This window comes from Thioclava electrotropha, from assembly GCF_002085925.2.
Lineage (GTDB): Bacteria > Pseudomonadota > Alphaproteobacteria > Rhodobacterales > Rhodobacteraceae > Thioclava > Thioclava electrotropha.
Map to the genome: position 1 here is coordinate 1667243 of NZ_CP053562.1, position 12526 is coordinate 1679768.

Here is a 12526-nt window from a genome sequence, read left to right on the forward strand (position 1 = left end):
GTCAGACCCAAAATGACCGCCCCGGCCAGGGAGGGGCCAGGTTACTTGATGTAACCGGCCTTCTTCATCTCACGCTCGGTCAGGCTTTGTGCGCTTTGCAGCGCCTGATCGGCCGAGACTTGGCCTGCGAGAGCCGCCGAGAACTGCTGACCGACAGCGGTGCCGATCGCCTGGAACTCGGGGATCGCGACGAACTGGACGCCCGTATAGGGGACCGGCTGGACCGAGGGGTTCTTCGGGTCAGCCGCGTTGATCGAGTCCAGCGTCAGCTTCGCGAAGGGCGCCGCTTCGAGATATTTCGGGTTCTCATACAGCGAGGTGCGGGTGCCCGGGGGCACGTTCGCCCAGCCTTCTTTCTCGGCAACCAGCTCGGTGTAGTGCTTGGAGGTCGCCCATTCGATGAAGGTCTTGGCAGCCTCTTCCTTCTGGGTGCCCGCCGGGATCGCCAGCGACCAGGCCCAGAGCCAGTTCGCGCGCTTGTCCACGCCTTCCTTGTTCGGCGCGAGCGCGAAGCCCACCTTGTCGGCCACGGTCGAGTCATTCGGGTTGGTCACGAAGGAAGCCGCCACGGTGGCGTCGATCCACATGCCGCACTTGCCCTGCTGGAACAGCGCGAGGTTCTCGTTGAACCCGTTGGACGAGGCGCCCGGAGGTCCGTATTTGTTCATCATGTCGAGATAACGCGTCAGGGTCTCTTTCCACGGCGCGGTGTCGAATTGCGGGGTCCAGTTCTCGTCGAACCAGCGGCCGCCCATCGAGTTGTCCATCGCGCTCAGGAAGGCTGCGTTCTCGCCCCAGCCGGCCTTGCCGCGCAGACAGATGCCGTAGACTTCGTTGTCCTTGTCGGTCATCGCCGCGGCGGCTTTCTCGATGTCGGACCAGGTCGGCTTCTCGGGCATTTCCATCCCGGCCTTTTCCATCAGGTCCTTGCGATACATCACGAAGGAGCTCTCGCCGTAGAAGGGGGCGGCATAGAGGTGATCGTCGACCGTCAGGCCCGAACGGATCTGCGGCAGCAGGTCGTTCACGTCATAGCTGTCGGGCATGTCGTCGAGCGGCACGAGCCAGCCCTGCTTGCCCCAGATCGGAACCTCGTAGGTGCCGATGGTCAGCACGTCGAACTGACCGCCCTTGGTCGCGATGTCGGTCGTGACCTTCTGGCGCAGGACGTTCTCTTCCAGCGTGACCCACTCAACCTTGATGTCGGGATGCAGCTTGTAGAAGTCGTCCATCAGGCCCTGCATGCGGACCATGTCGCCGTTGTTCACGGTAGCGACGGTGATGGTGGTCTCGGCAGCCGCCGCAGTCGCAAGCGCGCCAAGAGCACAGGCGCCCAGAAGCGCCCGGATCGTATAAGTCATAGATTTCCTCCCTTGGGGTCTGAGCATATGCCCAAACTGTGAGAAAATATTCACAAACACGATCTAAACTGTCAATCCAGAATTACTGCGATGTCTTGATTAATTGTTAACGCTGACAGTAACGCCTTGTTTCGGCGTCAATCTTCCAACAGGGATTGGGCCGTCGGCTCATCGGTCACGAGCCCGTTGAGAAGGCCGCCATCGAGAGCTGCACGAATCGCGACCAGTTTCGATGGGCCGGCTGCGATGCCGATCACCGGCGCCTCGCGCTTGGGCTCGATCCGGAATGATCCGAAGCGCGCCGTGGTGGGGGTGGCGATGTAATTGCCCTGCGCATCGTAGAACGAGCCCACGAGCTCGCCCACGCCACCCGCGGCGCGCAGCTCTTCCAGCTCGGCAAGGGTGACGAAGCCGTCCTTGTGCACCGGTGCGTCCTCGCCCAACTGGCCGACGCCCACGAAGGTCGCATCCGCCGCCGCCGCAAGCCGCTGCACCGCCTGAACCGGCTTGAGCTTGTCGAACATCGCGCGTTCTTCCACCGTCTCCGAGATCACCGGCACCAGCATCGGGTAATGCGGCAGGCGCAGCTTGTCGGCCATGCGCATGATGACGTCGTAGAACGAAGCCGAGCCGTCGGGCGCGATGTTGCCGATCAGCGAGACGATCTTATGCGCGGTCGCGGGGCGCTGCATCACCTCGTTCACCATCGCCGAGAGCGAGCGCCCGGTGCCGAAGGCGATCACCTGCGGCTCGGAGCGGGCGAGGATGCGTTCGAGAAGCGTGGCAGCGAAGGCGGCGGTCGCCGTGGCGGGATCACCCCGTTGGCCCAGCGAGGGCGCGACGCGCGCCGTCTGCAGGCCGAAGCGCCGGATCAGCGCCGCTTCCAGTTCCAGACAGGCCCCGATCTTGTGCTCGATGCGCACCCGTACCAGCCCCTCGGAGACCGCGCGGCTCACCAGCCGCTGCGCACGCTGGCGCGACACGCCGAGCTCGGCGGCGATCTGGTCCTGCGTCATTCCGCCGACATAATAGAGCCATCCGGCCCGTGCCGCCTCGTCATCGCGCGAGGTTTCGGCGTCACTCATACGGTTCACGAATCTTTCTCCCTAGTCGGCTCATTCTGGAAGAACTCGGTGAAATGCGCAAATTCGCGATGCGGTTGCGCGTCCTCGGGCGGGGTCAGATCGCGCCCGGCCAGATGGCTGCCGCCGGTGAAGCGCCAGACTTCCATTCCGGCTGCAAGCCCGGCGCGGATGCCGTTGAGACTGTCCTCGATCACCAGCGTGCGGGCAGGGGCCGCGCCCATCTTCTTTGCCGCATGGAGGAACAGATCGGGGGCGGGTTTGCCATGCGCGACCTCGCTGGCCGTGAACAGCCGGTCGCCCACCCGTTCGCGCAGCCCCGCGATTTCCAGCGAGCGTTCCGCGCGCGGCTGGCTCGAGGAGGTGGCCACGCACCACGGCACCTCCAGCCTCTCCATCACATCGGCCACGCCCGGCATCACCTGCAATTCGCGCTCGAACGCATCCAGCAGCCGCGCGCGATATTGCGCCTCGAATTCCTCCGGCAGATCGAGTCCGAATTCGTAGCGGATCTGCTTCATCACGGTGGGGTAGGAGCGTCCGAGGAAATGCCGCGCGACATAGTCGAGGTCGATCGACACCCGCAGCTTGGCCAGCTCGTCGATCAGCATCTGCGCCGAGATGATCTCGGAATCGATCAGCACCCCGTCGCAGTCGAAAATCACCAGCTCGGTCATGGTTCCTCCCCCTGTCCTTCGCGCAGCGATAGCGCGCGAAAGCAGGGATGGCCAGAGGCGGGGAGGGACGGTCAGGCTGCGGTCTCCTGCGCACCGATCCCGGTCACGCGCAGCACGATCGCGCCCGCGCCGAACAGGAAGATCGCCATCATGCCAAGCCATCCGACCCAGGGGATGATGCAGATGAGCGCACCGATCACCGCACCGCCGAAGGCCGCGAGCGCGCATTCTCCATTGGTGACGGGATGGCCGCGCCCGACCAGATCATGCGCCCAGGCGCCGATGACCCAAATGCCCACGATGTAGCCGCCGAAGCCCAGCACCAGCACCCCGAGCAGCGAGAACGGAATAAGCACGATGCCGATCACCGTCATCGCGAGCAGCAAGATCGACCCGACCAGCGCCGAGAGCCCGATGAACCCCGCAAGGCCTGCTCGCAACGGATGGGCGAGGCTGCGTTGGCGCATCCGGTCCATGAAGCCCGGTGCGAAGACCGCAAGAAGCGTGGCCACGATCCCGACCACGAGCACGCCGCCCAGCCAGTCGCGGGTCTCGATGAGGTAATTGCGCTCCGGGACTGCGCGCGTCTTCGCCTGCTCGAACTCCTTCGCCTCATGGATGCTGACCCGATCGGCGGGGGCGACGCTGGCGGGCACGCTCACCTCACCGGGCGTGTCAGTGTAGACCTGGACCTTGCCTGTGACCGTCGCGCCATCGCCCCAGGTGACGGTCTTTGTCCCCAGCACCAGATCGCCCGAGATCTCGGTGTCGATCTGCGCGTCGTCGGCGCCGATGATCACGCTGCCCGCGACCGGGGCCTCAAGCCGGACCTGCTGGCCCATCGCACGCAGATTGCCGGAGATCGGACCCTTGATGGTGAGCGCCTGACCCGCGAGCGTGGCCGCGCCTGCCACCGGGGCGTCGAGGTCGATATCCTGTCCCGCCGCGTAGAGATCGCCACCCACCTGCGCGCCGATCACGATATTCTGGCCCGCCAGATGCGCCGCGCCGGTGATCGGACTGCCCAAGGTTACGTGCTGACCGGCGGCGAAAAGATCGTGGATGTTCTCGCCCGTCGCACTCACGGTGCGGCCCGCGAGATAGGCATCGCCGCCGAAGCGCCAGTCTTGAGTTTCCTCGGCCGCCGCGACCGAGGCGGCCAGTGCAACAGCGAGGCAGGCGAGGGATTTGACGAGGAAATTGCGCGACATGACCGGGGCCCTCCAACGAAATTGACGTTAGGGGAAGTATAGCGCCATTCGTTCGCGGCCCCGTGACATAGCTCAATGCGCGCATGAAAACCTGCGATTTTCGCATGTGAAAAGGGGCGCCCCTTTCGGAGCGCCCCTTCCCAATAGATCCCTGAAGCGGGAACGGCTGATTACATCATGCCGCCCATGCCGCCCATGCCGCCCATGTCGGGGGCACCGCCAGCGCCTTTCGGCTCCGGCTTCTCGGCGATCATCGCTTCGGTGGTGATCAGCAGGCCAGCGACCGAGGCCGCGTCTTCGAGCGCGGTGCGGGTCACTTTCGCCGGGTCGATCACGCCGAACTCGAACATGTTGCCATATTCTTCGGTCTGCGCGTTGAAGCCGAAGTTCAGGTCGTCGCTCTCGCGGACCTTACCGGCCACGACAGCACCGTCCACACCGGCGTTCTCGGCGATCTGACGCAGCGGCGCTTCGAGAGCGCGCTTGACGATCGCGATACCAGCTTCCTGGTCGGAGTTCGCACCGGTGAGACCGGCGAGCACTTTCGCGCCCTGAACGAGGCTGACGCCACCGCCGACGACGATGCCTTCCTGAACGGCCGCACGGGTCGCGTTCAGAGCGTCGTCCACACGGTCCTTACGCTCTTTCACTTCGACTTCGGTCATGCCGCCGACGCGGATGACAGCAACGCCACCGGCCAGTTTCGCGACGCGCTCTTGCAGCTTCTCGCGGTCGTAGTCCGAGGTGGTTTCCTCGATCTGGGTGCGGATCTGGCTGACGCGTGCTTCGATCTCGGCCTTGTCACCAGCGCCTTCGACGATGGTGGTGTCGTCCTTGGTGATGGTCACCTTCTTGGCGGTGCCCAGCATGTCCATGCCGACGTTCTCGAGCTTCATGCCGAGGTCTTCCGAGATCACCTGGCCGCCGGTGAGGACAGCGATGTCCTGCAGCATGGCCTTGCGGCGGTCGCCGAAGCCCGGTGCTTTCACGGCTGCGATCTTCAGGCCGCCGCGCAGCTTGTTGACCACGAGGGTCGCGAGCGCTTCGCCTTCGACGTCTTCACCGATGATGAGGAGCGGTTTCTGCGACTGGATGACCTGCTCGAGGAGCGGGACCATCGGCTGCAGCGACGAGAGCTTCTTCTCGTGGAGCAGGATGTAGCAGTCTTCGAGTTCCGCGACCATCTTGTCGGGGTTGGTCACGAAGTAGGGCGACAGGTAGCCACGGTCGAACTGCATGCCTTCGACGACTTCGACTTCGGTCTCCATGCCGCGGGCTTCTTCCACGGTGATGACGCCGTCATTGCCGACTTTCTGCATCGCGTTGGCGATCATTTTGCCGATGGCTTCTTCGCCGTTCGCCGAGATGGTGCCGACCTGAGCGACTTCGTCCGAGTCCTTGACCGGGCGAGCAGCGCTCTTGATCGCGTCGACGACTTTCGAGGTCGCGAGATCGATGCCGCGCTTGAGGTCCATCGGGTTCATGCCAGCGGCCACGGCTTTCAGGCCGTCCTTGACGATCGCCTGAGCGAGCACGGTGGCGGTGGTGGTGCCGTCGCCAGCCTCGTCATTGGTGCGCGAGGCGACTTCTTTCACCATTTGCGCGCCCATGTTCTCGAACTTGTCCGAAAGTTCGATCTCTTTGGCGACCGACACACCGTCCTTGGTGATGCGCGGCGAGCCGAACGACTTTTCGATCACGACGTTGCGGCCTTTCGGGCCCAGCGTGACCTTCACCGCGTCGGCGAGGATGTTGACGCCGTCGAGCATACGATCGCGGGCGTCGGTGGAGAATTTCACGTCCTTGGCTGCCATGTTTGTTGGCTCCTTGACTGAGTTGTTCTTGGGATATCAGGGGATCTCGGTAAGGGCAGGGCGCCTTACGAGATGATGCCCATGATGTCGCTTTCTTTCATGATGAGCAGCTCTTCGCCGTCGAGGGTCACTTCCGTGCCCGACCACTTGCCGAAGAGAACGCGGTCGCCAGCTTTGACGCCCGGTGCGATCAGCTCGCCCGATTCCTTGCGCGCGCCGTCACCCACTGCAACGACTTCACCCTCTGCGGGCTTCTCTTTCGCGCTATCGGGGATGATCAGGCCACCCTTGGTTTTTTCTTCGCTCTCCACGCGCTTGACCAGCACACGGTCATGAAGCGGTTTGAATGCCATCTGGGTCACTCCCTAAAGGTTCCAGGTTCGAAAACTTTTAGCACTCGTCACTGGTGAGTGCTAACGATGGCGGAGTTAGTCATTCGGGCGGGTGGGTGTCAATAACCGGAAGGCGAATTTTTTGCGTCAATTCGAGCGATCGGGGCGCGGCGATTTCGCCTCTATGCGGAATGCAGATCGCGTGGCACTCTCGCCCTCATGAAACTCGCCACGTTCCTTCGGCCGCTGCTGGCCCCCGCGCTCTCGCTCTGCCTCGCACTGCCCGCTTGGGCGGAGTGCCGCGGCAAGAATATTTTCGACGCGCTGCCCGTAGCCGAGCAGGAGGCGCTGACCGCCGAGGCCGATTCCGCGCCCTTCTCTCGCGGATTGCTGTTCTCTGCAACCAAAGGCGAGGAAAAGATCACGCTGGCTGGCACTTACCACCTTCCCGATCCGCGCCATGACAAGCTTGTCGGCGCGCTCTCGAAAGCGCTCGACGATGCGTCGCGGCTTCTGGTGGAGGCCGGTCCGGACGAGCAGGGGAAGCTGGAACATGCGATCAAGACCGACCCGACGCTGATGTTCTCGACCGGCAAGACGCTGCCGCAGATGATGTCGGAGCAGGACTGGAACATGACCAAGGCGGCGCTGGCGGCCCACGGGATGCCCGCCTTCCTCGCGGCCAAGATGCGGCCCGCTTTCGTCGCGATGACGCTCTCGCTTCCGCCTTGTGCGACGGCCGAGCTTGCGAAGGGGCAGGGAGGTCTGGACCTGCAGGTGATGACGAAGGCCGAGGCCGATGGCGTCCCGGTCGAGGCGCTCGAGCCGTGGGATACCGTCTTCAAGCTCTTCAACGGGATCACCGAGACCGAAGCGCTGGAGATGCTGCGCGCGGCGGTGATCGGCGCGCCCCTGGCCGACGATATGGGCGTGACGATGGGCGATCTCTATTTCCGGGGCGAACCGCGTCTGATCTGGGAACTCGCGCGCTATCAGGCGGTCGCGGCGGGCATGGATGCCGACGAGGTCGAGCGTCAGATGAAGCTTTCCGAGGACCTTCTGATGGTGGCGCGCAACCAGAACTGGCTGCCCGAGATCGAGGCGGCGGCGAGCGATGGCCCGGTCGTCGTGGCGGTGGGCGCGCTGCACCTGTCCGGCGAAGAGGGGCTGTTGCGGCTCCTCGAAAAGGACGGCTGGACGATCAAGCGGCTCGATAGCTGATTAGTTGAAGCAGAGCGTTTCCGGGGTGTCCGTCCAGGGTTCGGGCGCGCTCCTTTCCGCATCGCCAGACCCCTAGGTGACAAGCCCAGACACAGCGCCTATAACCTGCGCCGACAGATGATTATCCGAGAGGATCTCCCCATGACGATCAAGGTTTTTGGCCATAAGGCTCCCGACACCGACTCCACCGGCTCGCCCATCGCCTGGGCGTGGTATCTCAATGATGTCAAAGGCACTCCGGCCAAGCCCTGCTTGCTGGGTGAGCCCAACACCGAGGCCGCTTTCGTCATCGAACATTGGGGTCTCGACAAGCCCGAGATCATCTCTGACGTGGAAGAAGGCGAGGACGTGGTCGTCGTCGACACCAACAACCCCGCCGAGCTGCCGAGCGGTATAAACGCGGCCAACGTCATCCAGATCATCGATCACCATAAGCTGACCGGCGGGATCGAAACCAAAGGCCCGATCGACATCACGATGCGCCCGCTCGCCTGCACCGCGACCATCCTCTACGATCTGATGGGCGACGACGTGGCGAAAGCGCCGCGCGGCATCAAGGGCGCGATGCTCAGCTGCATCCTGTCGGACACGCTGGAATTCCGCTCGCCGACCACGACCGATCACGACCGCGCCGTCTGCGATGCGCTGGCGAATGATCTGGGCATCGACATGCACGAGCTGGCCGAGAAGATGTTCGAAGCGAAATCGGACGTCTCCGCCTTCACCGATGCGGAATTGCTGCGGATGGATTCCAAGGAATACCCGGTCGACGGCACGAGCTTCCGCGTCTCCGTGCTGGAAACCACCGCGCCGAAAATGGTGCTGGACCGGAAGGACTCGCTGATGGCCTCGATGGAAGAGGTCGCGAAGGAAGACGGCGTCGATCAGGTGCTGCTGTTCGTGATCGACATCCTGAAGGAAGAGGCGACGCTGCTGGTGCCGAACGATCTGGTGAAGGGCGTGGCCGAGAAGAGCTTCGACGCCACGGTCGAGGGCGACACGGTGGTGCTGCCCGGCGTGATGAGCCGGAAAAAGCAGATCATTCCGCAGCTCAAGGTCTGAGCTTTTCGAGATTTGGAATGGGAAGGGGCGTCCGGTCGGGCGCCCTTTTTTTTACATGGTCGCGGAGCTGGGCGTGCGCCGGTCCGTAGGGTGGCGCAGCCCACTTCCCCAATGGCGCGGGGCGACCAGCCCCGGGCCGCGCCCGACCCTCCCCCCGGGAGGGCGCATTGGCGATGTCAGCGCGGGCTCGAACGTCAGTCGGGCTTGAGAGATAAATCGCCCGGCCACCTAGCGTTGCATAGCGCCCACCCAAGGCTCGGGCGCGGCCCTTTCCGCGAAACACAGACGCCCCTGCGCCGCTGAAGCCTTCCACTGGAAGCCTTCCGAGACACGGCTCACCCCGAGGCTCGGGCGCGGCCCTCAGGGCCTCACTCCTCCATCGTCCCGGTTTCCACAAACCGCTGGTGCCAGCTCAGCGCCTCGCCCAGCAGGTTCGGGGCGTGATTGGCGAAGCTGCCTTTCTTCGCGCGCTCGAAATAGTCCCGCAGCATCGGGCGATAGGCGGGATGGGCGCAGGTCTCGATGATCGTCTCGGCGCGCTGCTTCGGAGATAGCCCCCGCAGATCGGCCAGCCCCTGCTCGGTCACGATCACCTGCACATCCTGTGCGATGTGATCGACATGGGCGGCCATCGGCACGATCGCAGAAATCTTGCCACCCTTCGCGACCGAAGGCGTCATGAAGATCGAGACATAGCCGTTGCGCGCGAAATCGCCCGAACCGCCGATGCCGTTCTGGATCTTCGAGCCCATCACATGGGTCGAGTTCACGTTGCCATAGATATCCGCCTCGATCAGCCCGTTCATCGCGATACAGCCCAGACGGCGCACCAGCTCGGGATGGTTCGAGATTTCCTGCGGACGCAGGATCAGCTTGTCGCGGAAATAGGCGGCGTTGTCGTTGAAATACTGCGCCTTCTCGGGCGAGAGCGAGAACGCCGTGGCCGAGGCCATGCGCAGCTTGCCTGCCTCGATCATGTCGAGCATCCCGTCCTGAATGACCTCGGTGAAGGCGGTCATCTGGTCGAAGGGCGCCTCGATCAGCCCGGCCATCACGGCATTGGGCACATTGCCCACGCCGGATTGCAGCGGCAGCAGCCCGCGCGGCAGGCGGCCCTGTTTCACCTCGTTGCCAAGGAAGTCGAGGATATGACCGGCAATCGCTTCGGCCACCGCATCCGGCGGGCTGAAGGGCGCGTTGCGGTCGGGCGCGTCGGTCTCGACCACGGCGACGACTTTCTCGGGATCGACCTCGAAATAGGTCTGGCCGATCCGGTCGTCAGGTTTCACCAGCGGGATCGGCACGCGGTTCGGGGGCAGGGCGGTGCCGTAATAAATGTCATGCATCCCCTCCAGCAGCGGCGATTGCCAGCGGTTCACTTCGAGGATGATCTTGTCGGCACAATCGAGCCAGGTCTTGTTATTGCCGACAGAACTCGACGGGATCAGCTTGCCATCCTCGGTGATGCCGGAAATCTCGATCACCGCCGTGTCGAGCTTGCCCATGAACCCCATCCACGCCATCGGCGCGACCTGGCTCAGGTGCATGTCGAAATATTTCATCTGGCCCGCATTGATCCGCTCGCGCGCGATCGGGTCGGAATTGTAGGGCAGGCGGAATTCGATCCCGTCGGCCTTGGCCAAGGCGCCGTCCAGCTCGGGGCCCGTCGAGGCGCCCGACCAGATCTTGACCTTGAAGGGACGGCCCGCCGCGTGCTCAGCCTCGATCCGCGCGGCCAGCGCCATCGGCACCGCCTTGGGATAGCCCGAGCCGGTGAAGCCAGACATGCCGATGGTCGCGCCATTGTCGATCAGTTCTGCAGCCTCTTCGGCCGACATGACCTTGGCGGCGAGCCCGGCATGGGCTTTGCGGATCGTATGGTTTATGAACAAGCGCCTCCTTCGCGATGGTTCGGTCGCGATGGCGCGGAACGGGGCTCCTCTCTGCCCCGCATGGCCGCGCGACCTAGTGTTCCGGTGACGAGGAACGCGAGGTTGCGCGGGATGTCCATGTTTGGCAGATATGCGCCGAGTGCATAACAACTGTCACGGGGCGCATGGCATATCGATCTCAACGCCAGTGGCGCAGAGATCAGGCTTCGGCAAAACCCATCGAAATCAGGGCATTGGCGAAATCGTCATTGGTGAAGGGCTTGATCAGCATTTTGCCTTCGGGAAAGCCGTCCATCATCACGGATTGTTCATCATATCCGGTCGAGTAGAGGATCGGCACTGCACGTTCGCGCAGCGCCTTGGCGGCTTCCAGCGAGGTTTCGTCGCCAAGATTGATGTCGAGCAGCGCCATCGAGATGTCATTGCCGCCAGCAATATGGAGCAATGCTTCTTCGACAGTGCCGAAGATGACCACATCGCGCGCGCCGAATTCGCTCAGCATCGCGGCCGCATCATAGGCCACGATCATCGCGTCTTCGAGCACCAGCGCGGTGCCGTCGATCCGAGGGGGGGAACAAAGAGTCACGAGGACCGCCTAGCCGCGAGGCGGGCACCGCTTACGCGGATCTCGCTTCGTTCGTGTTGGAAAATCCGGGGCATCAGCTTCCTGTCCTTGCAGATTACTGCATTTGGAGGGTGAGAGGGATCGTGGTCGATCCGACGTCAGTATAACGATTTAGGCTTCAGCCCGATTGTCGGTGCACTGAGAGGCCTCTTCAGCCTTCCTGCACCTCGTAATCTCCGGGGTCATTTAACTATGACATACTGCTGCAAAGCGTCTAGCTGGCATGAATCCCACAGGGCTGCCTGTTACACAAGCGATCGTGAACATGCGGGGCGCAGATAGTGAGGGAAATAAGGGGAAATAGGGAATCCACCCACGAAATTTGAAAGGAACCTGCCACGGTCCTCCGCGTTGCCTTATGACGTAAAAGTGAGCCAAGGCATGACACGCAACTTTAGAAATTGTCCCTTCGTCGATAATCCCGCCTTCATGGCGCCCGATGCGCACGAGGAAGCAATCGCCGAAGCCGCCCGCGCGGGCGAGCTACGGATGCCCGCAGGGCAGACCGTCGTGATGGAAGGCAACGAACCGCAACGCTTCTTCACCTTGCTCGAGGGCCAGGCGATGCGCTACCGGATGCTGGAAGACGGGCGGCGCCAAGTGCTCAATTTCCTCTTCCCCGGCGATCTGATCGGCCTCGACGCCATCATGATGGGCATGGCCTCGCATACGACCGAGGCGCTGACCCCGGTAAAGCTCAGCGTTTTCGACCGTAAACAAGTGTGGGAGCTTTTCTCGAAGATGCCGCAGCGCGCGATGATGCTGACATGGCAGGTCGCGCGCGAGGAGCATTTCCTGAGCGATGCGCTGGTGACGGTCGGGCAGCGCTCGGCGCGCGAAGCGCTCGCATGGGCCTTCGTCACTCTGTTCGAGCGCGGATCGCAGACCGGGCTGGTGCGCGACGGCAAGATGCCGTTCCCGGTGCGGCAGCAGGATCTCGCGGATGCGCTCGGGCTATCGCTCGTTCACACCAACAAGACACTTGCCCGTCTGAGGTCCGAGGGGCTGGTCAGATGGGCGCAGGGGATTCTCGAATTGCCCGATCTCGAACGGCTTGCCGATATAGGAGTCGTCGAGCTCGGGGCCGGGCCACCGCGCTACTATTTATAGTCGCGCAGGAGAGTGGCGGAATTCCTCAGGAACGCTGCAGTCGTGCAGCGATTCCTAAAGCTTTTCACATAGGCGAAAAGCGTTTTTCCGCCGGGTGACGCCGAGGAACATCCGAAAAAATCTGCATCAATGTCCTATG

General features: G+C 63.2%; 11 protein-coding genes. 3 read left to right on the forward strand and 8 right to left on the reverse strand.

The features are described from left to right. Window positions 1-41 precede the first annotated feature (41 nt). The 6 genes from AKL02_RS07965 to groES form a co-directional block, all read right to left on the reverse strand. Complete coding sequence (locus tag AKL02_RS07965; RefSeq protein WP_083075272.1) at window positions 42-1361, reverse strand: ABC transporter substrate-binding protein; 1320 nt, start codon at window positions 1359-1361, stop codon at window positions 42-44. Window positions 1362-1498: 137 nt separating this feature from the next. Further along, complete coding sequence (locus AKL02_RS07970; RefSeq protein WP_083075274.1) at window positions 1499-2446, reverse strand: sugar-binding transcriptional regulator; 948 nt, start codon at window positions 2444-2446, stop codon at window positions 1499-1501. A 5-nt stretch (window positions 2447-2451) separates the two neighbouring features. Further along, window positions 2452-3120 (reverse strand): HAD family hydrolase, encoded by a 669-nt coding sequence (locus AKL02_RS07975; RefSeq protein WP_083075276.1) that lies wholly within the window; start codon window positions 3118-3120, stop codon window positions 2452-2454. Between the two features lie 71 nt (window positions 3121-3191). Next, the gene (locus tag AKL02_RS07980) at window positions 3192-4331 is read right to left on the reverse strand and encodes a DUF8173 domain-containing protein (protein WP_083075278.1); all 1140 of its coding nucleotides are present in this window, start codon (window positions 4329-4331) and stop codon (window positions 3192-3194) included. 170 nt (window positions 4332-4501) lie between these two features. Then, window positions 4502-6145: a chaperonin GroEL gene (groL, locus tag AKL02_RS07985; RefSeq protein ID WP_078519292.1), complete on the reverse strand. Its 1644-nt coding sequence runs from the start codon at window positions 6143-6145 to the stop codon at window positions 4502-4504. A gap of 65 nt (window positions 6146-6210) precedes the next feature. Next, the gene (gene groES / locus AKL02_RS07990) at window positions 6211-6498 is read right to left on the reverse strand and encodes a co-chaperone GroES (protein ID WP_075774612.1); all 288 of its coding nucleotides are present in this window, start codon (window positions 6496-6498) and stop codon (window positions 6211-6213) included. A gap of 198 nt (window positions 6499-6696) precedes the next feature. Between groES and AKL02_RS07995 the strand changes: the two genes are divergently transcribed. Both AKL02_RS07995 and AKL02_RS08000 read left to right on the forward strand, forming a co-directional pair. After that, entirely contained in the window at window positions 6697-7698 is a 1002-nt protein-coding gene (locus AKL02_RS07995; protein WP_083075280.1) for a TraB/GumN family protein, read from the forward strand. A 141-nt stretch (window positions 7699-7839) separates the two neighbouring features. Further along, window positions 7840-8760 carry a manganese-dependent inorganic pyrophosphatase gene (locus tag AKL02_RS08000; RefSeq protein ID WP_083075282.1) on the forward strand — a complete coding sequence of 307 codons (921 nt, stop codon included), beginning with the start codon at window positions 7840-7842 and terminating at the stop codon, window positions 8758-8760. A 368-nt stretch (window positions 8761-9128) separates the two neighbouring features. Here the strand turns inward: AKL02_RS08000 and AKL02_RS08005 are convergent, their stop codons facing one another. Both AKL02_RS08005 and AKL02_RS08010 read right to left on the reverse strand, forming a co-directional pair. Further along, a complete protein-coding gene (locus AKL02_RS08005; protein ID WP_083075595.1) occupies window positions 9129-10598 on the reverse strand; it encodes a succinyl-CoA:acetate CoA-transferase ScpC in 1470 nt (489 codons plus the stop codon). A gap of 253 nt (window positions 10599-10851) precedes the next feature. Further along, entirely contained in the window at window positions 10852-11238 is a 387-nt protein-coding gene (locus tag AKL02_RS08010) for a response regulator (protein WP_083075284.1), read from the reverse strand. A gap of 420 nt (window positions 11239-11658) precedes the next feature. Between AKL02_RS08010 and AKL02_RS08015 the strand changes: the two genes are divergently transcribed. After that, a complete protein-coding gene (locus tag AKL02_RS08015) occupies window positions 11659-12387 on the forward strand; it encodes a Crp/Fnr family transcriptional regulator (RefSeq protein ID WP_232621739.1) in 729 nt (242 codons plus the stop codon). The last annotated feature ends 139 nt before the right edge of the window (window positions 12388-12526 follow it).

What these genes read in the sequence shown, in the direction of transcription:
- AKL02_RS07965 (WP_083075272.1), bottom strand. Translation starts at nt 1,361, where the DNA reads ATGACTTATACGATCCGGGCGCTTCTGGGCGCCTGTGCTCTTGGCGCG.
- AKL02_RS07970 (WP_083075274.1), bottom strand. Translation starts at nt 2,446, where the DNA reads ATGAGTGACGCCGAAACCTCGCGCGATGACGAGGCGGCACGGGCCGGA.
- AKL02_RS07975 (WP_083075276.1), bottom strand. Translation starts at nt 3,120, where the DNA reads ATGACCGAGCTGGTGATTTTCGACTGCGACGGGGTGCTGATCGATTCC.
- AKL02_RS07980 (WP_083075278.1), bottom strand. Translation starts at nt 4,331, where the DNA reads ATGTCGCGCAATTTCCTCGTCAAATCCCTCGCCTGCCTCGCTGTTGCA.
- groL (WP_078519292.1), bottom strand. Translation starts at nt 6,145, where the DNA reads ATGGCAGCCAAGGACGTGAAATTCTCCACCGACGCCCGCGATCGTATG.
- groES (WP_075774612.1), bottom strand. Translation starts at nt 6,498, where the DNA reads ATGGCATTCAAACCGCTTCATGACCGTGTGCTGGTCAAGCGCGTGGAG.
- AKL02_RS07995 (WP_083075280.1), top strand. Translation starts at nt 6,697, where the DNA reads ATGAAACTCGCCACGTTCCTTCGGCCGCTGCTGGCCCCCGCGCTCTCG.
- AKL02_RS08000 (WP_083075282.1), top strand. Translation starts at nt 7,840, where the DNA reads ATGACGATCAAGGTTTTTGGCCATAAGGCTCCCGACACCGACTCCACC.
- AKL02_RS08005 (WP_083075595.1), bottom strand. Translation starts at nt 10,598, where the DNA reads ATGTCGGCCGAAGAGGCTGCAGAACTGATCGACAATGGCGCGACCATC.
- AKL02_RS08015 (WP_232621739.1), top strand. Translation starts at nt 11,659, where the DNA reads ATGACACGCAACTTTAGAAATTGTCCCTTCGTCGATAATCCCGCCTTC.